At 59.5% G+C, this 23904-nt stretch carries 13 protein-coding genes and 3 tRNA genes; 5 read left to right on the top strand and 11 right to left on the bottom strand.

Annotation, left to right across the window (positions count from 1 at the left end):
• Positions 1 to 29: 29 nt before the first annotated feature.
• From ACZ3HH_RS17695 to ACZ3HH_RS17680, 4 genes are all read right to left on the bottom strand, one after another.
• Complete coding sequence (locus ACZ3HH_RS17695) at positions 30 to 1412, bottom strand: MFS transporter (RefSeq protein ID WP_465806312.1); 1383 nt, start codon at positions 1410 to 1412, stop codon at positions 30 to 32.
• 71 nt (positions 1413 to 1483) lie between these two features.
• Positions 1484 to 2725: a glutamine synthetase family protein gene (locus ACZ3HH_RS17690; protein ID WP_465806527.1), complete on the bottom strand. Its 1242-nt coding sequence runs from the start codon at positions 2723 to 2725 to the stop codon at positions 1484 to 1486.
• A 230-nt stretch (positions 2726 to 2955) separates the two neighbouring features.
• A complete protein-coding gene (locus ACZ3HH_RS17685; protein WP_465806310.1) occupies positions 2956 to 3648 on the bottom strand; it encodes a sensor histidine kinase in 693 nt (230 codons plus the stop codon).
• A complete protein-coding gene (locus tag ACZ3HH_RS17680) occupies positions 3645 to 5249 on the bottom strand; it encodes a response regulator (protein ID WP_465806308.1) in 1605 nt (534 codons plus the stop codon). Before ACZ3HH_RS17680 ends, ACZ3HH_RS17685 begins: the two co-directional genes overlap by 4 nt.
• A gap of 952 nt (positions 5250 to 6201) precedes the next feature.
• On the opposite strand from ACZ3HH_RS17680, the gene ACZ3HH_RS17675 reads away from it, so the two are divergent.
• Positions 6202 to 17376, top strand: a complete 11175-nt coding sequence (locus ACZ3HH_RS17675; RefSeq protein ID WP_465806306.1) for a VCBS domain-containing protein — start codon at positions 6202 to 6204, stop codon at positions 17374 to 17376.
• A gap of 83 nt (positions 17377 to 17459) precedes the next feature.
• Here the strand turns inward: ACZ3HH_RS17675 and ACZ3HH_RS17670 are convergent.
• Positions 17460 to 17536, bottom strand: a tRNA-Arg gene (locus ACZ3HH_RS17670).
• 292 nt (positions 17537 to 17828) lie between these two features.
• Here ACZ3HH_RS17670 and ACZ3HH_RS17665 point away from each other — a divergent pair.
• On the top strand, positions 17829 to 18062 hold the full coding sequence (locus tag ACZ3HH_RS17665; protein ID WP_465806304.1) for a hypothetical protein: 234 nt from the start codon (positions 17829 to 17831) through the stop codon (positions 18060 to 18062).
• Positions 18063 to 18084: 22 nt separating this feature from the next.
• Positions 18085 to 18264, top strand: coding sequence for a PA3371 family protein (locus tag ACZ3HH_RS17660; RefSeq protein ID WP_007904756.1), 180 nt, complete (start codon positions 18085 to 18087; stop codon positions 18262 to 18264).
• Here the strand turns inward: ACZ3HH_RS17660 and phnN are convergent.
• Positions 18239 to 18811: a phosphonate metabolism protein/1,5-bisphosphokinase (PRPP-forming) PhnN gene (phnN, locus tag ACZ3HH_RS17655; protein WP_465806303.1), complete on the bottom strand. Its 573-nt coding sequence runs from the start codon at positions 18809 to 18811 to the stop codon at positions 18239 to 18241. The two genes, ACZ3HH_RS17660 and phnN, sit on opposite strands and share 26 nt — an antisense overlap.
• A 388-nt stretch (positions 18812 to 19199) precedes the next feature.
• Here phnN and ACZ3HH_RS17650 point away from each other — a divergent pair, with 388 nt between their 5' ends.
• Complete coding sequence (locus ACZ3HH_RS17650) at positions 19200 to 19526, top strand: Arc family DNA-binding protein (RefSeq protein ID WP_003178899.1); 327 nt, start codon at positions 19200 to 19202, stop codon at positions 19524 to 19526.
• 102 nt (positions 19527 to 19628) lie between these two features.
• Here the strand turns inward: ACZ3HH_RS17650 and mgtE are convergent, their stop codons facing one another.
• The gene (mgtE, locus tag ACZ3HH_RS17645; RefSeq protein ID WP_465806300.1) at positions 19629 to 21071 is read right to left on the bottom strand and encodes a magnesium transporter; all 1443 of its coding nucleotides are present in this window, start codon (positions 21069 to 21071) and stop codon (positions 19629 to 19631) included.
• A gap of 321 nt (positions 21072 to 21392) precedes the next feature.
• On the opposite strand from mgtE, the gene ACZ3HH_RS17640 reads away from it, so the two are divergent.
• Positions 21393 to 21908 carry a cell envelope protein SmpA gene (locus tag ACZ3HH_RS17640; RefSeq protein ID WP_465806298.1) on the top strand — a complete coding sequence of 172 codons (516 nt, stop codon included), beginning with the start codon at positions 21393 to 21395 and terminating at the stop codon, positions 21906 to 21908.
• A 19-nt stretch (positions 21909 to 21927) separates the two neighbouring features.
• Here ACZ3HH_RS17640 and ACZ3HH_RS17635 read toward each other — a convergent pair.
• The 4 genes from ACZ3HH_RS17635 to ACZ3HH_RS17620 form a co-directional block, all read right to left on the bottom strand.
• Positions 21928 to 22004 (bottom strand) — tRNA-Arg (locus tag ACZ3HH_RS17635).
• 107 nt (positions 22005 to 22111) lie between these two features.
• Positions 22112 to 22202: transfer RNA gene (locus tag ACZ3HH_RS17630), tRNA-Ser, on the bottom strand.
• Between the two features lie 62 nt (positions 22203 to 22264).
• The gene (gene csrA / locus ACZ3HH_RS17625; RefSeq protein ID WP_002554426.1) at positions 22265 to 22453 is read right to left on the bottom strand and encodes a carbon storage regulator CsrA; all 189 of its coding nucleotides are present in this window, start codon (positions 22451 to 22453) and stop codon (positions 22265 to 22267) included.
• A gap of 186 nt (positions 22454 to 22639) precedes the next feature.
• Positions 22640 to 23881 (bottom strand): aspartate kinase, encoded by a 1242-nt coding sequence (locus ACZ3HH_RS17620; RefSeq protein ID WP_367374604.1) that lies wholly within the window; start codon positions 23879 to 23881, stop codon positions 22640 to 22642.
• Positions 23882 to 23904: the final 23 nt, after the last annotated feature.

The raw sequence follows: 23904 nt of genomic DNA, 5'->3' as shown, positions 1-23904 counted from the left end.
GCGGTGACTGCCCGTTTTTTATGCCTTGATCAAGGCCTTGCTTCGGTAAAACTTTGCTCGCGACCCGCGTCAGGGTCTTTTGATTCCGAATCTGTTGCAGCTTCGGTTTCCGGCCCGGCATCCGGATTGAAGTCAGCTTCAGGGTTGACCGGATTCTGCATCTGATCCTGCACCACCTGCTCATCGACTCGCGGGTCAAGGCAAGCGACCAGTGGTGAACTCGACATGCTGTCCGGCATGGCCACGTGATGCAGTGGAGCATCGTCCACCTGATGCAGGTTGGTAACCGCTTTCGGACGAATTCGCCATACCAGCACCAAGGCGAAAAAACTGAAGAAGGCATAGAGCATCTGACTGCCGAACAGCTTCATCAACACCCCGGCCACCAACGGCCCGATACTCGCGCCGACACCGTAGGTCACCAGCAGCATCGCCGTCAGCGACACCCGGCGATCACCCTCGACGTGGTCGTTGGAGAACGCTACCGCCAACGGGTACAGGCAGAACTGCACCAGCGAACAGAAAAACCCGGCGACGAACAGCACCTCAAGCGGCACCTGCCGCATGATCGCCAGGGGCAATGCAGCCAGCGCCAGGCTAAACGCGAAACAGCGGATCAACAGCGCCCGGTCATAGCGGTCCGACAGCCAACCCAACGGCCACTGCACCACCAGCCCTGCAAAAATGCAGCTACCCATGAACAGACCGACCTGTTCGGTCGACAACCCTTGCTGCGAGGCATACAGCGGCGCCAGACCGTAGAATGAACCGACGATCAAACCCGACCCCAACACCGTACTCAATGACTGCGGCACGCGCTTGATGAAGAACCGTGGTTCCATCGGCGCCGGGTGCAAAGGCGCCGGGTGAATCCGCCGTGTCAGGGCTACCGGCACAAGGCACAGGGCGAAACACAGGGCGACCAGCATCAGCAATTCCAGGCCCAGGCCCGGGTGCATGACCAGAATCAACTGACCCAATACCAGCCCCAGGTACGAGGCGATCATGTAGCCGCTGAACACGACCCCACGCTTATTGGCTTCTGCCTGCTCATTGAGCCAGCTTTCGATCACCATGTATTGGCACATCATGCCCAGGCCGACGATCACCCGCAGGAACAGCCACGCGGGCAACCAGTCCACCAGACCATGACCCAGCACTGCCGCGCCGACGATTCCGGCGCAGGCTGAATAGGCTCGAATATGCCCGACCCGGGCAATTAGCCGGTGGCCGATCTTGCCGCCCAGCACCAGGCCGAAATAGTTGGCGGCCATCAACGCACCGACCCACAGGCTGTCGACTTTGTCGGCCGCCAGGCGCAGGGCAAGGTAAGTACTCAACAGGCCCGAGCCGATCAACATCATCAGCGAGGCGAAATAAAGCCCTCGAAAGGATTTCAGGATTTGGCGCATCGGCGTTCCGAGCGGCTCCTTGCAGTGAGTATCGGACTATCGACAAACGATAGCCCGATGGCGACGGATCGTCAGGCCTGGGCTGCTAGAACACGCCGTTCCCAGGGAGTAATTTCATCAAAAAAGCTGGTCAACTCCATGGTCTTCGAAGCGATGTAGCCTTCGATGAACTCCTTGCCGAACAGTTTCTTCGCCAATTGGCTACGTTTCAGACGTTCAAGAGCGGCAGGCAAGGTACACGGCAACGAAAGATTATCCGGTACAACGAACTCACCCTGGATCGGCTCGCTCGGCTCCAGTTTGTTCTCGATGCCATACAACCCCGCGGCCAGGCTCGCGGCGATCGCCAGATACGGATTGGCATCGGCCCCCGGCAAGCGATTCTCGACCCGACGAGCGACCGGTGAACTGGCCGGAATGCGCAGCCCGGCCGCGCGATTGTCGTGGGACCAGCAGGCATTATTCGGTGATGCGAAAGGATGGTACAGGCGCTGATAGGAGTTCACGTTCGGCGCAAACAGCGCGGTGAAATCCGCCAGGCCGGCCTGCTGACCACCGATAAAATGACGGAAGGTCGCGGTCGGCTCGCCGGCCTTGTCGCTGAATACGTTACGCCCGCTGCCGATCTCGACGATGCTCTGGTGGATATGCATCGAACTGCCCGGCGTGTGGGCCAACGGCTTGGCCATGCAAACCACAGTCAGGCCATGCTTGAGCGCCACTTCCTTGAGCAGATGCTTGAACAACAAGGTCTGGTCGGCCAACAGTAGCGGATCGCCGTGCAGCAGGTTGATCTCGAATTGGCTGACGCCCATCTCATGCATGAAGGTATCGCGCGGCAAGCCCAGCGCCGCCATGCATTCGTAGACTTCATTGAAGAACGGCCGCAAGCCGTTATTGGAGCTGATGCTAAACGCCGAATGACCGTCCTCGCGACGACCGTCCAGGCCCAGTGGCGGCTGGAAGGGTTGCTTCGGGTCAGGGTTCGGCGCGAAGACGAAGAACTCCAGTTCGGTCGCCACCACCGGCGCCAGACCGAGAGCGGCGTATCGAGCGATCACGGCCTTGAGTTGGCCGCGGGTCGACAATGGCGAGCGCTCGCCAGTCAGTTCGTCCGCATCGCAAATGGCCAGCGCCCGAGGCTGCGAGCTCCAGGGCAAGCGGTGGATCTGCGCGGGATCAGGCACCAGCGCCAAGTCGCCATCATCACTGCCGTAAAAGCGCGCCGGCGGATAACCGCCCATGATGCATTGCAGCAGCACTCCCCGCGCCATCTGCAAACGCCGCCCTTCAAAAAATCCTTCGGCGGTCATCACCTTGCCGCGTGGTACGCCGTTCAGGTCCGGCGTGACACATTCAATCTCATCAATGCCCGTCAATCGCTGCGCGAGTGAACGATGGCCATCGGTTGTCATGACGCAATCCTTGTTGTACGAGCCGCGAACGGCGACTCGTACAAAATAGGCTCCGGCTGTTCGGAATATCAAGCAGCGTCAAACAAAAAGGCGCAATCCTGTGGGAACAATCGAAGGGGTTGTGTCATTCAGGGAAGATAGAGGCTGAACACACCGCCACCCAATGGGCCGCCATTACTGATTTCGGTGCGCCCGCCCACGCCATTGCGCTGATGCAACGCGGCAATCCGCCCGGCAAAGTACAGGCCCAGGCCGGTGCTGCCACTGCTGTGGTTGATGCCCTGCACATAATCGGCTTGACGCTCGATCATCTCGGGCGGGTAACCCTCACCATCGTCATTGATGGTCAGCACCAGTTGCCCGGCCTCATCGCTGACGCGGATCAACAAGGCATGGCGGGCGTAACGAATGGCGTTGTTGATGCAATTGGCGAGCACCGAGGCAATCAGCTCACGGTCGAAGAAACCCAGCGGGCTCAACGGGTCCACTTCATACGTCGCGATGATGCCGCGGCTGGCGAACACTTCTTGGTGAGCCGCCAGTTGCGCTTCAATGAAATCATCCAGCTCATGGTAGGCCGGCTGCAACGGCATCTGGTTGACGCCGAGTTTGTACAACCCCAGCAGTTGCACCAGCATGCCATTGAGGTGGGCGAACTCGAAGTCGATCACGCCCTGCTCGGGGGTGTGCCGCTCGGGATCGGGCAAGCGTGCCAGCCATTGACTGTGCGCCTGCATCAGCATGGCCAGGGAGTTCTTCATGTCGTGCACGGTGGAGGCAATCACCGTGGAAAAGTCGAGTGACGGTTCGCTGTCGATCATTCGCCGAACGCCTTGATTTTCAGTTTCTGGTAGCGCGGATAACGCGCGTCGGTATCGGGCATCAGGCCGACCGTTTTCAGGCAGGTGCGGCATTCTTCCAGTTCGGCCGACGGCACGCTGGTGTCAGTGCCATGCAGCAACGATTGCGCCATGTTCAGGGCAATACTGATGTTCTTTGGCTGCAGTGCCAGAGCTTTGCGAAACACATCCCGGGCTTCCACCAGGTTGCCGGTCTTGTACACCCGCACGCCCTGACGGTTAAGGTCGGCGGCCGCGTTGCCGGAGTTGAGGATGGTCGGGTCGTCAGTCAGTTTGGCGATGCCTTTCATCACGGTCGGATCGTCGCCGTAGATTTCCGCACAGTTCTTCAGCATCGAAGCGCCGGCATCCGCCTGCCCGAGCATTTGCAGCTGTTTGGCCACCAGCAGCGCCGCTTCGGCGCTCATGAACTGCTCCATGCCATCGAGGCGCATCATCGCTTGCTCGGTGAGCTTTTCGGCCGTTTCGGCATCGTTGAGCAGCAGGCTGGTGGCTTTCATCAGACGCGCACGAATCTGCAGGCCGGGGTCGGAAGGATTCTCCTTCGCCACCGCACTCAGCGTCGTGTTGATTTCGAGACGGGTCCGGGTGTCCAGGCCCTTCTCACTGCCTTTGCTGATCAAGGCATGGGCCAGGCCGAGGTTGCTTTCCGCATCCTTGAAACGCGACTGAGCCCCTTGAGTCACGGCCTGGCGATAGGCTTTTGAGGCGGTGTCGAAATCCTCGTTGGCCATCGCCAGTTTGCCCAGCAACGCCTGCCGGCGCACCGCCAGCGGCGACAGGCGAATAGCCTCTTCCAAGACTCTCTGCGCCCCCTTGGTGTCGCCTTCGGCGACCAGCACATCGGCCATGCCGTCGTAGAGGGCTGGCATCATCGGGAAGACTTTCAGGGCTTTTTCGTAAATGCCTTTGGCCTGGCTGACCTGGCCGCGTTTGAACAGCAACTGGCCCAACCCGGCAAACGCCCAAGGCAAAGGTCGATCAGCAATGATGCTGTCGTACAGGCGCTCCAGCGCTTCGTTCTGGTTCAAGTCGCGCAACGCATCGGCGCGGTAACGCAGGCACAGCGGCGAATAACGAATGTCTTGTTTGCACAGAGCGATGCAGGCATTGAGCACTTCAACCGGTTTACCCCGGTCAAGGGCTTGCAGGATCGGTTTAAGCAAGGTCTTGCGCTGCTCCAGACGCTCCAGACGCTGGGCCAGGCCGGAACGGTTGAACGGCTTTGTCAGGTAAGCATCAGGCTCGTGCTCCAGTGCGCTGAGCACCATGGCCTGACTGGTTTCGGCGGTGACCATGACAAACACACTTTCATGGCTGATCAGCTTCTCGATCATCAGGTCTTCGAGCACCTGCTGACCGTTCTTCTTGCCATCGCCCAAGTGGAAGTCCTGCAGGATGAAGTCGTAGGACTTCTGCGAGCACATGCGCAACGCCTGTTCACCGGTATCGGCGGTGTCGACGTCCTTGACGCCCAGCTCCCGCAGCATGGACCTGACGGAACTGCGGAAATCCGAGAAATCATCGACGATCAAAAAACTTTTTTGGTGATACGACAGCATCGAAGATTTCCAGGCAATTTAAGAAGAACAACCCAAAGGCAACGACACGGGGCGAGCTCAGCTTCGCGGCCCTTTTTGGCGCGCAGATGATAGCGGGAGGCCATAGGCTATCAAGCAATTTCGCATAAACCCGTGATGACAATTGCCGGTCGCCAGAGATAAAAATGACAACGACCGTTCGGGTTATCGGCCAGTAGTCGCGTTCCCTTGAAGCGACGGGAGTGCATTTGCGCATTTGGCTGTCATGACAGGCTCTCCATATAAGTCGTCGGGTGGTTCGGGCGTAAAAAATCCCGCCAAAGCAAAACGCCCTGGCGGGCTTTTTTAACAGCTGAATGCTGAGATTTTATGGAGTTTCAGGGCCGGTACGATTCAGCCAGCCCGCGCCCCACTTGGATTTCAGCTCATTAGAGCCGCGTCTGTGTCGAGTATTCACGGCCCTTCCCCGCCCTCTTCGCCAAAAACAAATCGACATAATATTGACACCAAAATACCCGCCTGTCGGAATATTGGCACGTCGTACTGTTAGCTGCGGTTAACACCTTTACAAAGCCTGAGCCCACAACTAAACACACATCAAACTGATATCAGGAAAGGCCGTATCCCTGAGTCAGTGCTACCTCAAAACACGGCCTCATCCAGCCATTATTTCAGGAGTCCCTGCCACATGGGTGCTCTCAGTCTATTGCGTGCCATGTGCAGCGCAGCACCAGCCTCGGGCTCACATTCGCCCGACCTGTCCTGCGATCCGCTCCTCAAGCGCGGCGAACTTCTCCACCCCCGCAATACCCGCGCGCCTCTGCCGGCAGCGCCCGGCCCGTCAGGCCGACGATGTCCGGCGGCCGCCTCGCACCACTCCTGAACTACCTGAGCGGTGCAAGAACGGGACTTCGTCCTGTTAGCAGTCCCACGCGATTCTAAAAATAAAAAATGGCATTTTCGGGAGAAAGACATGGCTACCACCACAACTACCAGCGGCGGCACCGTTACTTCGTTTTCCAACACTCCGCAGGCGCAGGACGACATTTTCACTACCGGTGTTATTGGCACGGGCACCGCGGCCATCACTGAAGACCTGCTGGGGGTCGTGTACCTGGACGTCATGTCCAATGACCTCGGCGGCAACGCAAAGACACTTTGGTCACTCGATAACGCGACCAGTCTTTCTACTGCCACCAAGATTTATGCGCCGGCCGATCTCCTGATCCAGGACACGGGCAGAATTGAGGCGACGAGTACTGACACCAGTTTCAACGGGGCAAAGATCTGGATTACGTCGGATGGCAAAGTCGGCTACGACGCCGCTACGTTGTCGACTGCTTTCAGGACACAACTCCAGTCGCTGGCTGCCGGAGACTCCCTGACGGACAGCTTTACCTATGCGATTCGTCTCGGCAACGGCACGCTCAGCTGGGCCACTGCGCAGGTGCAGTTCGCTGGCATGAATGACAGTGTGACGATGAACATCGGCGTGCAAGCCAGCACGGTAACCGAAGATGCGACCACAACGCCGAGCCCGACCGACTCGCTGAGCGCGACAGGCACTATTGCCTTTAGCGATGTCGACCTGAGTGACACCCATACTGCCTCTTTCGTCGCTGCGAGTGGTAATGCCACAGCGCTGGGCAACTTTACCCTTGCCTCTGTGATCGAAGCGGCCAATGCGGCCAACGGCACCGTTAACTGGACTTATGCCCTGAATAATGCGGCAGCTCAGTTCTTGGCCCAGGGTCAGACGGCTACCGAAACTTACGTAGTCACCGTCAGTGATGGGCATGGCTCGTCGACAACACAGAATGTCACCATCACCATCACCGGCAGCAACGATCAGGTGCAGATCACCAGCGGCGTGCAAGCCGGCGATGCCAAGGAAGACAGCGGCGACTATGCAGCCAGCGGCAACATCACCTTCACCGATGTCGACCTGATCGACACCCATAGCATCACCGTCACGCCAGGTGCTTCCGGGTATTTGGGCAGCTTCACCACCAATCCACTGAGCGACAGCACCGGCACGGGCAGTGGTTCGCTGGGTTGGAACTTCGCGGTGAACAACACCGCCCTGCAATTCCTCGGCGAAGGCCAGACCCTCACCCAGACTTATAACGTGGCGATCGGCGACGGCGCGGTGCAGACCGTGACTATCACCATCGTCGGCACTAATGACCAAGTGCAGATCACCAGTGGCGTGCAAGCCGGCGATGCCAAGGAAGACAGCGGCGACTACGCAGCCAACGGCAGCATTACCTTCACCGACGTCGACCTGATCGACACCCATAGCGTCACTGTCACGCCGGGCGCTTCCGGCTATTTGGGCAGCTTCACCACTAATCCACTGAGCGACAGCACCGGCACGGGCAGCGGTTCGCTGGGCTGGAACTTCGCGGTGAACAACACCGCCCTGCAATTCCTCGGCGAAGGCCAGACCCTCACCCAGACTTATAACGTGGCGATCGGCGACGGCGCGGTGCAGACCGTGACCATCACCATCACCGGCAGCAACGACCAAGTGCAGATCACCAGCGGCGTGCAAGCCGGCGATGCCAAGGAAGACAGCGGCGACTATTCAGCCAACGGCAGCATCGCCTTCAGCGACGTCGACCTGATCGACACCCACAGCGTCACTGTCACACCGGGCGCTTCCGGCTATTTGGGCAGCTTCACCACTAATCCACTGAGCGACAGCACCGGCACGGGCAGTGGTTCGCTGGGCTGGAACTTCGCGGTGAACAACACCGCCCTGCAGTTCCTCGGCGAAGGCCAGAACGTCACTCAGACCTATAACGTGGCGATCGGCGACGGCGCGGTGCAGACCGTGACTATCACCATCGTCGGCACTAATGACCAAGTGCAGATCACCAGTGGCGTGCAAGCCGGCGATGCCAAGGAAGACAGCGGCGACTATGCAGCCAGCGGCAGCATCGCCTTCACCGACGTCGACCTGATCGACACCCACAGCGTCACTGTCACGCCGGGCGCTTCCGGTTATTTGGGCAGCTTCACCACCAATCCACTGAGCGACAGCACCGGCACGGGCAGTGGCTCGCTGGGCTGGAACTTCGCGGTGAACAACACCGCCCTGCAGTTCCTCGGCGAAGGCCAGACCCTCACCCAGACTTATAACGTGGCGATCGGCGACGGCGCGGTGCAGACCGTGACCATCACAATTACCGGCACCAACGACCAGCCAACGCTGACGATTGCCGACACTACCGGTGCGATGAGCGAAGGCAACGGCACTGCAACCCTGAGCGACAGCGGCGCACTGAGCTTCGCCGATCTGGACAGTACCGACACGGTGACCGTGTCGCAGACCGCCAACGGCGACATCGCCTGGAGTGGCGGCGCGCTCAATGCGACCGTGGCCTCGGCACTGGTGGCTGGTTTTTCGGTCGACCAGAACAGCTGGGACTACAGCAGCAATCAGAACCTCGACTTCCTCGGTGCGGGTGAAACCATCACCTTCTCGTACTCTGTGGTCGCCACTGACGATAGCGGCGCGGCTAACGCTGCCTCGGCGACGCAGACCGTCACCATCACTATCACCGGCACTAACGATGCGCCGGTGCTCAGCTTCGCGACGGGCAACGATGCCGGCGCGGTGCAGGAAGACACCACGCTCAGCGTGAGCGGCCAGTTCAGTTCGGCCGACATCGATCATGCTGCTACGGCCACTTGGAGCATTGCCGGTACGAATACCGGCACCTATGGTTCGATCGCGGTGGATAGCACTGGCCAGTGGACGTACACCTTGGCCAATGGCACCGACGGAATCGCCAGCGCGGTGCAATCGCTGAAGGCGGGCGAGAGTCATGATGACGTGTTCAGCGTGCAGGTCAGCGATGGCCTCGGCGGTGTCGACACCCAACTGGTGACCGTCACCGTTACCGGCACTAACGATGCGCCGGTGCTCAGCTTCGCAACGGGCAACGATGCCGGCGCGGTGCAGGAAGACACCACGCTCAGCGTGAGCGGCCAGTTCAGTTCGGCTGACATCGATCATGCTGCTACGGCCACTTGGAGCATTGCCGGTACGAATACCGGCACCTATGGTTCGATCGCGGTGGATAGCACTGGCAAATGGACTTACACCTTGGCCAATGGCACCGATGGCGTCGCCAGTGCGGTGCAGTCGCTGGGGGCTGGCGAGAGTCACGATGACGTGTTCAGCGTGCAGGTCAGCGATGGCCTCGGCGGTGTCGACACCCAACTGGTGACCGTCACCGTCACTGGCAGCAACGACGCCGCCGTGCTGTCCTCGGCCAGCGTCACCCTGACCGAAACCGATGCACCGCTGACCACCAGCGGCAGCCTGACCATCAGCGATATCGACAACGCTGCGACTTTCGTCGCGCAGTCTGGCACTGCCGGCAGTTATGGCCACTTCTCCATCGGCACCAATGGTGCCTGGACCTACGTCGCCGATAGCGCTCACAACGAGTTCGTCGCCGGCACCACCTACACCGATACCTTCGCGGTGAGCAGTGCCGACGGCACCCTCACTTCGGTCACCGTGCAGATCCTCGGCAGCAACGATGCAGCGGTACTGTCCTCGGCCAGCGTCACCCTGACCGAGACCAATGCCGCCGTCGACATCTCCACCAGCGGCAGCCTCACCATCAGCGATGTCGACAGCGCCGCGACTTTCGTCGCCCAGTCCAACACCGCCGGCAGTTATGGCCAGTTCTCCATCGGCACTAATGGGGCCTGGACCTATGTCGCCGACTCGGCTCACAACGAGTTTGTCGCGGGCACCACCTACACCGACACCTTCGCCGTGAGCAGTGCCGACGGCACCCTCACCTCGGTCACCGTCCACATCAACGGGACCAACGACGCCGCCGTCCTGTCCTCGGCCAGCGTCACCCTGACCGAAACCGATGCTCCGCTGACCACCAGCGGCAGCCTGACCATCAGCGATGTCGACAGCGCCGCAACTTTCGTCGCCCAGTCCAACACTGCCGGCAGTTACGGCCAGTTCTCCATCGGCACCAATGGGGCCTGGAGCTATGTTGCCGACTCGGCTCACAACGAGTTCGCCGCCGGCACCACCTACACCGACACCTTCACCGTGAGCAGTGCCGATGGCACCCTCACCTCGGTCACCGTCCACATCAACGGGACCAACGATGCCGCCGTCCTGTCCTCGGCCAGCGTCACCCTGATCGAGACCGATGCTCCGCTGACCACCAACGGCAGCCTGACCATCAGCGACGTCGACAGTGCCGCGACCTTCGTCGCGCAGTCCAACACCGCCGGCAGCTATGGCCAGTTCTCCATCGGCACCAATGGTGCCTGGAGCTATGTTGCCGACTCGGCCCACAACGAGTTTGTCGTGGGCACCACTTACACCGACACCTTCTCGGTGAGCAGCGCCGACGGCACCCTCACTTCGGTCACCGTCCACATCAACGGGACTAACGACGCCGCCGTTCTGTCCGCCGACATCGCGAACCTCACCGAAACCAATGCCGCTACCGACATCTCCACCAACGGCAGCCTGACCATCAGCGACGTCGACAGTGCCGCAACCTTCGTCGCCCAGACCAACACCGCCGGCAGCTATGGCCAGTTCTCCATCGGCACCAATGGTGCCTGGAGCTATGTTGCCGACTCGGCCCACAACGAGTTTGTCGTGGGCACCACTTACACCGACACCTTCGCGGTGAGCAGCGCCGACGGCACCCTCACTTCGGTCACCGTCCACATCAACGGGACTAACGACGCCGCCGTTCTGTCCGCCGACATCGCGAACCTCACCGAAACCAATGCCGCTACCGACATCTCCACCAACGGCAGCCTGACCATCAGCGACGTCGACAGTGCCGCAACCTTCGTCGCCCAGACCAACACCGCCGGCAGCTATGGCCACTTCTCCATCGGCACTGATGGTGCCTGGACCTACGTCGCCAATAGCGCTCACAACGAGTTCGCCGCCGGCACCACTTACACCGACACCTTCGCCGTGAGCAGTGCCGACGGCACCCTCACCTCGGTCACCGTCCACATCAACGGGACCAACGACGCCGCCGTTCTGTCCGCCGACATCGCGAACCTCACCGAAACCAATGCCGCTACCGACATCTCCACCAACGGCAGCCTGACCATCAGCGACGTCGACAGCGCCGCAACCTTCATCGCCCAGACCAACACCGCCGGCAGCTACGGCCAGTTCTCCATCGGCACCAATGGGGCCTGGACCTACGTCGCCAACTCGGCCCACAACGAGTTCGCCACCGGCACCACCTACACCGACACCTTCGCGGTAAGCAGTGCCGACGGCACCCTCACCTCGGTCACCGTCCACATCAACGGGACCAACGACGCCGCCGTCCTGTCCTCGGCCAGCGTCACCCTGACCGAAACCGATGCTCCGCTGACCACCAGCGGCAGCCTGACCATCAGCGATATCGACAGCGCTGCGACTTTCGTCGCGCAGTCTGGCACTGCCGGCAGCTATGGCCACTTCTCCATCGGCACTGACGGTGCCTGGACCTATGTCGCCGACTCCGCTCACAACGAGTTCGTCGCCGGTACCACCTACACCGACACCTTCGCCGTGAGCAGCGCCGATGGCACCCCCACCTCGGTCACCGTGCAGATTCTCGGCAGCAACGATGCCGCGGTGCTGTCCTCGACCAGCGTCACCCTGACCGAAACCGATGCCCCGCTGACCACCAACGGCAGCCTCACCATCAGCGACGTCGACAGCGCCGCGACCTTCGTCGCCCAGTCCAACACCGCCGGCAGCTACGGCCAGTTCTCCATCGGCACCAATGGGGCCTGGACCTACGTCGCCGATAGCGCCCACAACGAGTTCGTCGCCGGCACCACTTACACCGACACCTTCGCCGTGAGCAGTGCCGATGGCACCCCCACCTCGGTCACCGTGCATATCCTCGGCAGCAACGATGCCGCCGTGCTGTCCTCGGCCAGCGTCACCCTGACCGAAACCGATGCTCCGCTGACCACCAGCGGCAGCCTGACCATCAGCGATATCGACAGCGCTGCGACTTTCGTCGCGCAGTCTGGCACTGCCGGCAGCTATGGCCACTTCTCCATCGGCACTGACGGTGCCTGGACCTATGTCGCCGACTCCGCCCACAACGAGTTCGCCGCCGGCACCACCTACACCGACACCTTCGCGGTGAGCAGTGCCGACGGCACCCTCACCTCGGTCACCGTGCAGATTCTCGGCAGCAACGATGCCGCGGTGCTGTCCTCGGCCAGCGTCACCCTGACCGAAACCGATGCCCCGCTGACCACCAACGGCAGCCTGACCATCAGCGATGTCGACAGCGCCGCGACTTTCGTCGCCCAGTCCAACACTGCCGGCAGTTACGGCCAGTTCTCCATCGGCACCGACGGGGCCTGGAGCTATGTCGCCAACTCCGCTCACAACGAGTTCGTCGCGGGCACCACTTACACCGACACCTTCGCGGTGAGCAGTGCCGATGGCACCCTCACCTCGGTCACCGTCCACATCAACGGGACTAACGACGCCGCAGTCCTGTCCTCGGCCAGCATCAACCTGACCGAAACCGATGCCCCGCTGACCACCAACGGCAGCCTGACCATCAGCGATGTCGACAGCGCCGCGACTTTCGTCGCCCAGTCCAACACTGCCGGCAGTTACGGCCAGTTCTCCATCGGCACCGACGGGGCCTGGAGCTATGTCGCCAACTCCGCTCACAACGAGTTCGTCGCGGGCACCACTTACACCGACACCTTCGCGGTGAGCAGTGCCGATGGCACCCTCACCTCGGTCACCGTCCACATCAACGGGACTAACGACGCCGCAGTCCTGTCCTCGGCCAGCGTCACCCTGACCGAGACCGATGCCGCCGTCGACATCTCCACCAGCGGCAGCCTGACCATCAGTGATGTCGACAGTGCCGCGACCTTCGTCACCCAGACCAACACCGCCGGCAGTTACGGCCAGTTCTCCATCGGCACCAATGGGGCCTGGACCTACGTCGCCGATAGCGCGCACAACGAGTTCGCCGCCGGCACCACTTACACCGACACCTTCGCCGTGAGCAGCGCCGATGGCACCCTCACTTCGGTCACCGTGCACATCAACGGGACCAACGACGCCGCCGTCCTGTCCTCGGCCAGCGTCACCCTGACCGAGACCGATGCCGCCGTCGACATCTCCACCAGCGGCAGCCTGACCATCAGCGATGTCGACAGCGCCGCAACTTTCGTCGCCCAGTCCAACACTGCCGGCAGTTACGGCCAGTTCTCCATCGGCACCAATGGGGCCTGGACCTACGTCGCCAACTCGGCCCACAACGAGTTCGCCGCCGGCACCACCTACACCGACACCTTCGCGATAAGCAGTGCCGACGGCACCCTCACCTCGGTCACCGTCCACATCAACGGGACCAACGACGCCGCCGTCCTGTCCTCGGCCAGCGTCACCCTGACCGAAACCGATGCCGCCGTCGACATCTCCACCAGCGGCAGCCTGACCATCAGTGATGTCGACAGTGCCGCGACCTTCGTCACCCAAACCAACACCGCCGGCAGCTATGGCCAGTTCTCCATCGGCACTGATGGTGCCTGGACCTACGTCGCCAACAACGCCCACAACGAGTTCGTCGCCGGCACCACTTACACCGACACTTTCTCAGTGAGCAGTGCCGACGGCACCCTCACCTCGGTCACCGTCCACATCAACGGGACCAACGATGCCGCCGTGCTGTCCTCGGCCAGCGTCACGCTGACCGAAACCAATGCCCCGCTGACCACAGCGGGCACCCTCACCATCAGCGACATCGACAGCCCGGAAACCTTCCAGGCCCAATCCGGTACCGCCGGCGCCAACGGAACCTTCGCCATCAATACCGCGGGCAACTGGAGCTATACCGCCAACTCGGCCTTCGACGCGCTCAGTGTCGGTGACAGCCTGACCGACACCTTCACCGTACTCAGCGCCGATGGCACCGCGACTGCGGTGACGGTGACCATCAACGGCAGCAACGACTCGCCGACAATCACCTCCAACGGTGGTGGTACGACGGCCTCCATCAGCGTGGCGGAGAACACCACAGCAGTGACGACGGTGCTAGCAACCGACGTTGATCTTCCGGCACAAACCCTGAGCTACAGCATTGTCGGGGGAGCAGATGCCGCGAAGTTCTCGATCGTTTCAGGCACGGGCGCGCTGAGCTTTGTCTCTGCACCTAACTTTGAGTCCCCAACTGATTCAGGAACGAACAACGTCTACGACGTGATTGTGCGGGCATCGGACGGCACACTATTCGACGACCAAACGCTCGCGGTGAGCGTGACAGGCATCAACGACAACACCCCGACGATCACAACCAACGGTGGTGGTGCGACAGCCTCCGTCAACGTGGCGGAGAACACCACGGTGGTCACAACAGTGACGGCGACCGATGCCGATCTGCCAGCGCAAACCCTGAGCTACAGCATTGTCGGCGGAGCAGATGCCGCGAAGTTCTCGATCGTTTCAGGCACAGGCGCACTGAGCTTTATCTCTGCGCCCAACTTTGAGGCGCCGACTGATTCGGGAACGAACAACGTCTATGACGTGATTGTGCGGGCATCGGACGGCACGCTGTTTGACGACCAGGCGCTCGCGGTGAGCGTGACGGGCGTCAATGACAACAGCCCGGTAATCACCTCCAACGGTGGTGGTGCGACAGCCTCCGTCAACGTGGCGGAGAACTCCACGGCGGTCACGACAGTGACGGCGACCGATGCTGATCTTCCGGCGCAAACCCTGAGCTACTCGATCCTGAATACGGCCGGGACGGACTTCAGCAAGTTCTCGATCAGTCCGAGCGGGGTGCTGACGTTCAATTCGGCGCCGGATTACGAGAATGCCCAGGATGTCGGTGGTGCTGACGGTGACAATGCCTATGTTGTGGACGTTTTGGTGGCGGACGGCAATGGCGGAACCGACACCCAGACGATTACGGTGAATGTGCAGAACGTAGTTGAAACTCCAGTTGATACCGTGGCACCGACGGTGACTGTGACGGGGACTGCCTTAGGGATTCAGAACGGTTCAACGTCGACAGTCACATTCCAGTTCAGTGAGGTTGTGAGCGGTTTCAACCTTTCGGACGTCACGGTAACTACAACGAGCGGAACGCCCCGCGGAACCTGGAGTAACTTCACGCAGGTAGACGGCGATACCTACACGGCGACGCTGACTAGAACACAATCCGGTAGCGTGAAAGTCGACGTTACCGCGAACAGCTACACAGACCTGGCGGGCAATGCGGGGGCTGCCGGGAGCAGTGCAAACCTTCCGGCAGGCGTTGCCGGCGAACCCATCAATTTAGCCCTCAACACTCCGTCAGCTGATATTAGCGGCCCGATAACCGTATCAATCAGCGGTGTTCCTTCGGGATGGATATTCAATGCGGGGACCGACAACGGAGACGGCACCTGGACCGTGCAGACCAGCGATCCTGGTGCATTGACTGTGACAACCCCAAGCGACTTCGCGGGAGCGTTGGTGCTTGATGTCAACATGTACTGGAGCAATAGTGACGGCAGCGACGGTAGCGCTTATGTGTTCAATAACATCGAAGTCTATGCACCCGACGCGCCGATTTTCGCCTTGTCCGCTGATGACAACCTGACCGGCTCCTCCGGTGCCGACACGTTCGTCTTCGCCCAGCCGATCGGCAACAACCAGATCTACAGTTTCGATGCCGCAGCGGACAAAATCGACTTGATCGGCTTCGCGGGCGTCAACGGCTTTGCTGATTTGAGTATCACTAACGACGCCAACGGCAATGCGCTGGTCAGCATCGGCTCCGGCCAGTCGGTCACCCTTAAAGGTGTCGATGCGGCAGACTTGAGCGAAGCGAACTTCCAGTTTGATGTGGACCCGGAGATGACCAATACCGGTACCCTCATCATTGCCGACGGCGCGATCATGCCGTTCGGTGGCAGCATCCATAACAGCGGCACGATCGAGCTCGGCTCCACCGGCAGCGAGACCAATCTTGAGATTCTGTTCCGTGGCGCAACCTTGACCGGTGGCGGCCAGGTACTGCTATCCGACAGCGCGCAAAATGTGATTTTCGGCGGCAGCGCCGACACCGTGCTGACCAACGTCGACAACCGCATTTCCGGCGCCGGCCAATTGGGCGCCGGGCAGATGGTATTGGTCAATGCGGGGTTGATCCTGGCCAGCGGGCTGAACAGCCTGGTGCTCGACACCGGCAGCCACACCATCACCAACAGCGGGGTGCTGGAGTCCACGGGTGAAGGCGGCATGACGGTGGCCAGTGCGGTCGACAACTCCGGCCACTTATGGGCCAACGGTGGCGACCTGCGCCTGCTGGCTGACGTGATGGGCAACGGCAGCGCTACTATCGATGGCGACGCGACCCTGACCTTTTCCGGTGCTGCACACGGGTCCGTCGCCTTCCACGGCGAAGGCGCGGGCACGCTGGTGATCGCACAAGCCGAAGCAGCGGGTTCCCTGGTCGGCATCCTCGGCCTGGAAAGCGATGACATGCTGACCTTCAGCGATCTCGCCTTCGGCGCCAACACCCAACTCAGCTACAGCGCCAACGCCTCTGGCACCGGCGGCCTGCTGACAGTGGACGACGGCGTGCATCGGGCCGAGGTGAACTTGCTGGGGCACTACACAGTGGATGACTTCCAGGCCACCGACGGCGGCGAGACCGGTACCCAAGTCAGTTACAGCGGCGAATCCAGCGGCACACTGGTGGGCAGCATGGAGGCGGACGTACTCAGTGGTGGCGATGGCAACGACATCATCGTGGGTCGTGGCGGGGAGGACACGCTCAGCGGTGGCGCGGGAGCCGATGTGTTCGCCTACCTCAACGTGAACGAAGGCGGCGACCATATTCTCGACTACAGCTTCGCCGAAGGTGACACCGTCGACCTCTCCGCGCTGCTCAACGCCAACTTCGTCAACGGCACCAGCCAGGTGTCTGACTTTGTCCAACTGGCGCAGTCCGGCAGCGACATCACCGTGAAGGTAGACACCGACGGCGCAGCCAATGGTACGAACTTCGCCGATGTGGCGGTCCTTGCCAACACGGCCACGAGCGGTACCGATCTGGTGCGCACCTGGTTTGGGGAGGCTGACCATACGCTGACGGCGTGATGCTGGGCTGGAGTTGAATCCACCGCTGCAGACAGCCACAAAAAAGCCCCACCAGATCACTCTGCGTGGGGCTTTCAAATATGTGGTGTCCCAGGGCAGGTTCGAACTGCCAACCTTCCCCTTAGGAGGGGGATGCTCTATCCAATTGAGCTACTGAGACACAAGTCGCTCCGCAAGGAATGCGCAGCGATAGACGGCGTGCATGTTAACGGGCAGGCCCGCTTTTGTCATGTCGTCCGTAGGGCTTTTTAAGTGTAGGCAGACGCCTCACCGTCGCGTGGCTTTGTTTACCGTGCAAATTGCATCACCTCAAAATGCCATCATTGCAAAATGCAATGCGGGGATTTTTCAAAAATATCTTAATTCATTGTTTTTAAAGGATTTAATAGCCGTTAAACTTTTGGCATGCAGGCTGCTTCGGCTGTTCTCACAGAACACAGGAGGTCAGCCCCATGAACAGCGCTCTGTTAGTCGCAAACGCGGTCGCTTTGGCGGTTCTGGTGGGTTTTCATTTCTTCCCCGAAAACGACGTTGCGACGATTGCTCAGCGCATCCCCCATTATCTGCAACTGCAAAAAACACCGCAGTTGGCAGTCATGAGTGATCAACGCGGTTTTGTCAGCCACGAGGTGAGCCAGGAGACTATTCAGCTGCGCACACAGTCTTTTGAACGCTTGGTATTTTGAATCACCCCATCAGGAGCACAGCATGTCCAAATCAGCCGCAGGATTTTTCATCCTCGCCTTACTGAGTGGCATCCTTCATCTGTCATTGGTTCAGGACACGGTCGTCACCCTGCCCCTGATTGCTTGCGGCGTATTCGGTGCACTGTTCGTGCTGGCGCTGATCGCCGGGCGCAAGATCAAGTTCGATCCGGTTTTGCGCTGAGACTCAGCAGCTTCAGAAGATTGGCGACGGTGCCCGCAAGGTCGCCGGAGTTATCGAGTCGGCGGATCTGCGTATCACCGATTGAATCATCAGCCGTAAACAGCGCATTACGGTGCAGTCTTGCTTCAATTTCTGCCGAGCTCTCACGCCCCCGCCGTAGCAGGCGCTCGCGCAGGGCTTCATCCTTGACCGTCAACAGCACCGGCAATAGCGTGGGATAACGCTGTTGCGCTTCTGCCAGGTGCCCGCGAGAACCGTTGATCAAAACATCGCGACCGTCCGCGAGCCATTGGTCTATGCGCACTGGAACACCGTAACTCAGCCCATTGGCTTGCCACGACAATGCAAAATCCCCATTGGCTCTGCGTCGCTCGAACTCTTCGCGGGAAACCTCGATGGCGTCTTCACCCACGGATTCTGCCGAGCGCGTGATAACGCGGCGCACGACTTCACAATTGCCTGCGCGCAACGGCTCGCGAGCGGCTTCGATGAGGCTGTCCTTGCCGGATCCTGAAGGCCCCATTAAATAAATCAGCCTGCCATCCATCCTTAAATCATCCCGCGCCACGTGCCCACACTAGTATTTCGGCCATTTGCCACTATCCTTGTATGAAGTAAGGAACAAGGATCGAATCCGCATAGCATGCACCTTCAGGCGTCTTCGGGCATTACCTGTCGGGCAAGAGGACGCGGTTCAGCGATACGGACTCATGGATTATTTTCAAACCAGTCCGCATTTCTGATAACAGGTGCTGGCATTAAGCCTTTACCCAGATCGAAATTTGTCACAGAATTGACGCCAATGATCTGGCTAATTTGAGGCATGATGCGCGCCTCTATCAATTCAGGTTGAACATTTGGCCGGAGTGCTTGTCCTATCTGACATCCTGCGGCCTATCCCGAGAACCGCTCCCCTGAACTAACCGGTTAAATATATGCGCCCATTGAAACAGGCAATTTATTCCAGCCGTACGGCTGACAAGTTCGTCGTACGTCTGCCAGACGGAATGCGTGAACGCATTGCCGAGGTGGCTCGCAATCATCATCGCAGCATGAACTCCGAAATCATCGCGCGCCTTGAGCAGAGTCTTATTCAGGAAGGCGCGTTGGGTGAAGAATTGAGCATGCGCCTGGACAGCCCCGAGCTGTCATTGCATGAACGCGAACTGCTGCAACGCTTCCGCCAACTCTCCCACCGTCAGCAAAACGCTCTGGTTTCGCTGATCGCCCATGACGCCGAAATGGCCGCAGACGCTTCCTGATTCATCCCGAAAGCTCAAGCCAGCGTAATTGCTGGCTTTTTTTTGCCTGAAATTTGGCTAAAAATAACCCGCCGATCAGGCGGGTTGTTTTGAAGCAGGATGTTAAAGCAGGAAAATCGTCGCCAGCCCGAGGAAGATGAAAAAGCCACCGCTGTCGGTCATGGCAGTGATCATCACACTGGCACCCATTGCCGGGTCGCGCCCAAGCCGCGCCAGGGTCATTGGAATCAAAACCCCCATCAATGCCGCAAGCAACAGGTTAAGCGTCATGGCGGCGGTCATCACCACGCCCAGGGACCAACTGCCATAAAGCAGATAGGCCACCACACCAATCACGCCGCCCCAGACCAAACCATTGATCAAGCCTACCGCCAACTCTTTGCGCATCAGCCGCGACGTATTGCCGGTACTGACTTGGTCCAGCGCCATGGCTCGAACGATCATGGTGATCGTCTGGTTACCCGAGTTGCCACCGATACCGGCAACGATCGGCATCAATGCCGCAAGTGCTACCAGTTTCTCGATAGAGCCTTCGAACAGGCCGATCACCCGGGATGCAATGAACGCGGTGATCAGGTTCACCGCCAGCCAGGCCCAACGGTTACGCAGGGATTTCCAGACTGACGCAAAAATATCTTCTTCTTCACGCAGACCCGCCATGTTGAGAACTTCGTTTTCGCTCTCTTCACGGATCAGGTCGACCATTTCATCGATGGTCAGACGACCGATCAGCTTGCCGTTCTTGTCGACCACAGGGGCCGAGATCAAGTCGTAACGTTCGAATGCTTGAGCGGCCTCGTAAGCGTCTTCGTCCGGATGAAAACTCACCGGGTCGCTGGCCATGACTTCCGACACTTGCTTTTCCGGGTCGTTGACCAGCAGACGCTTGATCGGCAACACGCCCTTGAGCACGCCATCGTAATCGACCACAAACAGTTTGTCGGTGTGGCCCGGCAGCTCCTTGAGACGGCGCAGGTAACGCAAAACCACTTCGAGGCTGACATCCTCACGGATGGTCACCATCTCGAAGTCCATCAGCGCACCGACCTGATCCTCGTCATAGGACAACGCGGAGCGGACGCGCTCACGCTGTTGACCATCGAGGGTTTCCATCAGCTCGTGGACGACGTCTCGCGGCAGCTCAGAGGCCAGGTCAGCGAGTTCGTCGGCATCCATGTCCTTGGCCGCCGCCAGGAGCTCGTGATCGTCCATGTCGGCGATCAGGGTTTCACGAACCGAATCGGATACTTCGAGCAGAATGTCGCCGTCGCGATCAGCCTTGACCAATTGCCAGACCGTCAGGCGATCGTCCACCGGCAAGGCTTCAAGGATGTAGGCAACGTCGGCGGAGTGCAGATCATCGAGCTTGCGCTGCAACTCGACGAGGTTTTGCCGGTGAACCAGGTTCTCGACCCGGTCGTGATGCGGACCTTCCTGGCGATGAGTCAGGTCTTCGACCACCCGCTGGCGCTGCAGCAGCTCAACGACTTGAGCGAGGCGATCCTGCAAGCTTTCCTGCGTTTTCTTTACTTCAATTTCAGACATAGGCGAACTCCACTCCCAGCAGCGGGGCACGCCGGAAGGATCAATCAGTCAATTCATGATTGTAGAAACGGGGTACTGAGTAACTACTGGGTAAGTCCATGGAGGTATTCCACAAGCCCCGGCGGGGCTGACGGGCGCAATGATAACACCGCCTGACGGTTTTAAACGTTAAAAAATCGCGGCTGAAACAAGTGCTTGCGAGACAAACTTGAGCGCCATCCTGATCCATGAAACTGCGACGACTTATCCTGAAAAGAAAACACACCGCCGCCTGAAAATGTAATGACTACCCTTGATGGAGACCGTCATGGAGGACGTCGAATGCCATCCAATGCTCGTTATTTACTTGCTGCCCTGCTCTGCCTGCCGCCCCAGGCGCTCGCCACGACCGTTCACCGGTGCGAAGCCGCCAATGGGCACATCACCTTCACGACGTTGAGCTGCACGGCCGGAGAAAGCCTCTCACTTCAGGACGTACACACGTTTTTGCCAGGCAGCGCGACACCCCTGATGCCAGAAGCCGAGTTTCGCGAAACATCAGGTACGAAATCCCAAAGGAGAGAGCCGACGATCGTTGGTCAGTCCGAGGGCAAATGCGGAAATCTGCTCAGCGCGAAGGAACGCCGCATAGCGATCATCAATCAGCGGGTCGTTGCCGGCATGAGTCAGCAGGACGTCGAAAGCGCTCTCGGCAAACCCGACAAAATCAGCACCCGCAATTCAGCCACAAGCTATCGCTACGACAACAAGCGAGGGCGCAGTGCTCATATCGAGTTCGACGAAAAAGGTTGTACCAAAGGAAAAGCCAAATCGCAGACGGCCAAAAGCCCGCGTTAAACGCGGGCTTTTTGGTGTTTGGTGCACTCGACAGGATTCGAACCTGTGACCGCTCGGTTCGTAGCCGAGTACTCTATCCAGCTGAGCTACGAGTGCATTTGTTGCCGCGCATTATAGGCCGTTGAATCTTTTTGTAAAGCACTTTTTCTAGTAATTTCAACAACTTACCGAAGAAGCCAGATTACAACGTACTACGCAAATAATGGCGGAGAACGGGGGATTCGAACCCCCGACACCCTTTTGAGGTGTACTCCCTTAGCAGGGGAGCGCCTTCGGCCACTCGGCCAGCTCTCCGCAACACGGGGCGTATCTTAACCAACCTTTTCCCCGTTTGCAAACATAAAAAACGATAAAAATTAATGGCTTGGTTCTTCGTCCTTCTCTTTCTTTATACGCAGGTAAATTTCTTCACGGTGCACAGCAACCTCTTTCGGGGCGTTGACACCGATACGCACTTGATTTCCTTTAACGCCGAGCACGGTCACAGTGATTTCGCCATCACCAATAATCAGGCTTTCTGCGCACCGACGAGTCAGAATCAGCATACCTTTCTCCTCACGCATTTCATTTCAGGGACAACAGTCTGCAAAAAAAAGGCATTCGACCTACAACCAGAACGATCGCAGCCCTACATGCCTGAGTATTGACTAGCGCGGGCAAAAGAACAGCTTTGGGCCGCGCCATTCAAAAAAACGAAGGGCGCGGTCAGACCGCGCCCTTCGGGAAACGCATTACTCGCCCTGTCGGGCCGGCGCATCCAGTTCGAAAGCCGTGTGCAGAGCGCGCACAGCCAGTTCCAGGTACTTCTCTTCGATTACCACGGACACCTTGATTTCCGAGGTCGAGATCATCTGGATGTTGATGCTCTCTTTCGCCAGGGATTCGAACATACGGCTGGCCACGCCTGCGTGGGAGCGCATGCCGACGCCGACGATCGAGACCTTGGCAATCTTGGTGTCGCCAACGACTTCACGGGCACCGATCTCGCGAGCGGTGTTTTCCAGCACGGTTTGCGCCGCCTGGTAGTCGTTGCGGTGCACGGTGAAGGTGAAGTCGGTGGTGTTATCGTGCGCAACGTTCTGCACGATCATGTCGACTTCGATGTTCGCGGCACTGATCGGGCCGAGAATCTTGAAGGCAACGCCCGGGATGTCTGGCACGCCACGGATGGTCAGCTTGGCTTCATCGCGGTTGAAAGCGATACCGGAAATGATCGGCTGTTCCATGGTTTCCTCTTCATCAATAGTAATGAGGGTGCCCGGACCCTCCTTGAAGCTGTGCAGTACGCGCAGCGGAACGTTGTACTTGCCGGCGAATTCCACCGCACGGATCTGCAACACCTTGGAACCGAGGCTGGCCATTTCCAGCATCTCTTCAAAGGTGATCTTGTCCAGGCGCTGAGCCACGGATACCACACGCGGGTCGGTGGTGTAGACGCCGTCGACGTCGGTGTAGATCTGGCATTCGTCGGCCTTCAGGGCCGCCGCCAGCGCTACGCCGGTGGTGTCGGAACCGCCACGACCGAGGGTGGTGATATTGCCGTGCTCGTCGACGCCCTGGAAACCGGCGACAACCACTACACGACCGGCCTTCAGGTCACCGCGAATCTTCTGGTCATCAATCTGCAAGATACGCGCTTTATTGTGCGCGCTATCCGTCAGAATCCGTACCTGATTGCCGGTGTACGACACCGCTGGCACGCCGCGCTTGATCAGCGCCATGGCCAACAGTGCAATCGTCACCTGCTCACCGGTGGATACGATCACATCCAGCTCGCGAGGAACCGGTTGGCCGTCGCCACTGATTTGCTTGGCCAGATCGATCAGACGGTTGGTTTCGCCGCTCATTGCAGACAGCACAACCACCAGGTCATCGCCCGCATCGCGGAATTTCTTAACCTTGTCGGCGACCTGCTCGATTCTCTCGACAGTGCCGACTGAGGTGCCTCCAAATTTCTGTACGATCAAAGCCATTTCAAAGCCGCCTCTGCCCATGA

Source organism: Pseudomonas sp. PME37.24/025 (genome assembly GCF_055556615.1).
This window is presented reverse-complemented; position numbering and strand designations above follow the sequence as displayed.

Excerpts from the sequence above, each read along its gene's own strand:
- ACZ3HH_RS17695 (WP_465806312.1), bottom strand. The coding sequence starts at position 1,412 with ATGCGCCAAATCCTGAAATCCTTTCGAGGGCTTTATTTCGCCTCGCTG.
- ACZ3HH_RS17690 (WP_465806527.1), bottom strand. The coding sequence starts at position 2,725 with ATGACCGCCGAAGGATTTTTTGAAGGGCGGCGTTTGCAGATGGCGCGG.
- ACZ3HH_RS17685 (WP_465806310.1), bottom strand. The coding sequence starts at position 3,648 with ATGATCGACAGCGAACCGTCACTCGACTTTTCCACGGTGATTGCCTCC.
- ACZ3HH_RS17680 (WP_465806308.1), bottom strand. The coding sequence starts at position 5,249 with ATGCTGTCGTATCACCAAAAAAGTTTTTTGATCGTCGATGATTTCTCG.
- ACZ3HH_RS17675 (WP_465806306.1), top strand. The coding sequence starts at position 6,202 with ATGGCTACCACCACAACTACCAGCGGCGGCACCGTTACTTCGTTTTCC.
- ACZ3HH_RS17665 (WP_465806304.1), top strand. The coding sequence starts at position 17,829 with ATGAACAGCGCTCTGTTAGTCGCAAACGCGGTCGCTTTGGCGGTTCTG.
- ACZ3HH_RS17660 (WP_007904756.1), top strand. The coding sequence starts at position 18,085 with ATGTCCAAATCAGCCGCAGGATTTTTCATCCTCGCCTTACTGAGTGGC.
- phnN (WP_465806303.1), bottom strand. The coding sequence starts at position 18,811 with ATGGATGGCAGGCTGATTTATTTAATGGGGCCTTCAGGATCCGGCAAG.
- ACZ3HH_RS17650 (WP_003178899.1), top strand. The coding sequence starts at position 19,200 with ATGCGCCCATTGAAACAGGCAATTTATTCCAGCCGTACGGCTGACAAG.
- mgtE (WP_465806300.1), bottom strand. The coding sequence starts at position 21,071 with ATGTCTGAAATTGAAGTAAAGAAAACGCAGGAAAGCTTGCAGGATCGC.
- ACZ3HH_RS17640 (WP_465806298.1), top strand. The coding sequence starts at position 21,393 with ATGCCATCCAATGCTCGTTATTTACTTGCTGCCCTGCTCTGCCTGCCG.
- csrA (WP_002554426.1), bottom strand. The coding sequence starts at position 22,453 with ATGCTGATTCTGACTCGTCGGTGCGCAGAAAGCCTGATTATTGGTGAT.
- ACZ3HH_RS17620 (WP_367374604.1), bottom strand. The coding sequence starts at position 23,881 with ATGGCTTTGATCGTACAGAAATTTGGAGGCACCTCAGTCGGCACTGTC.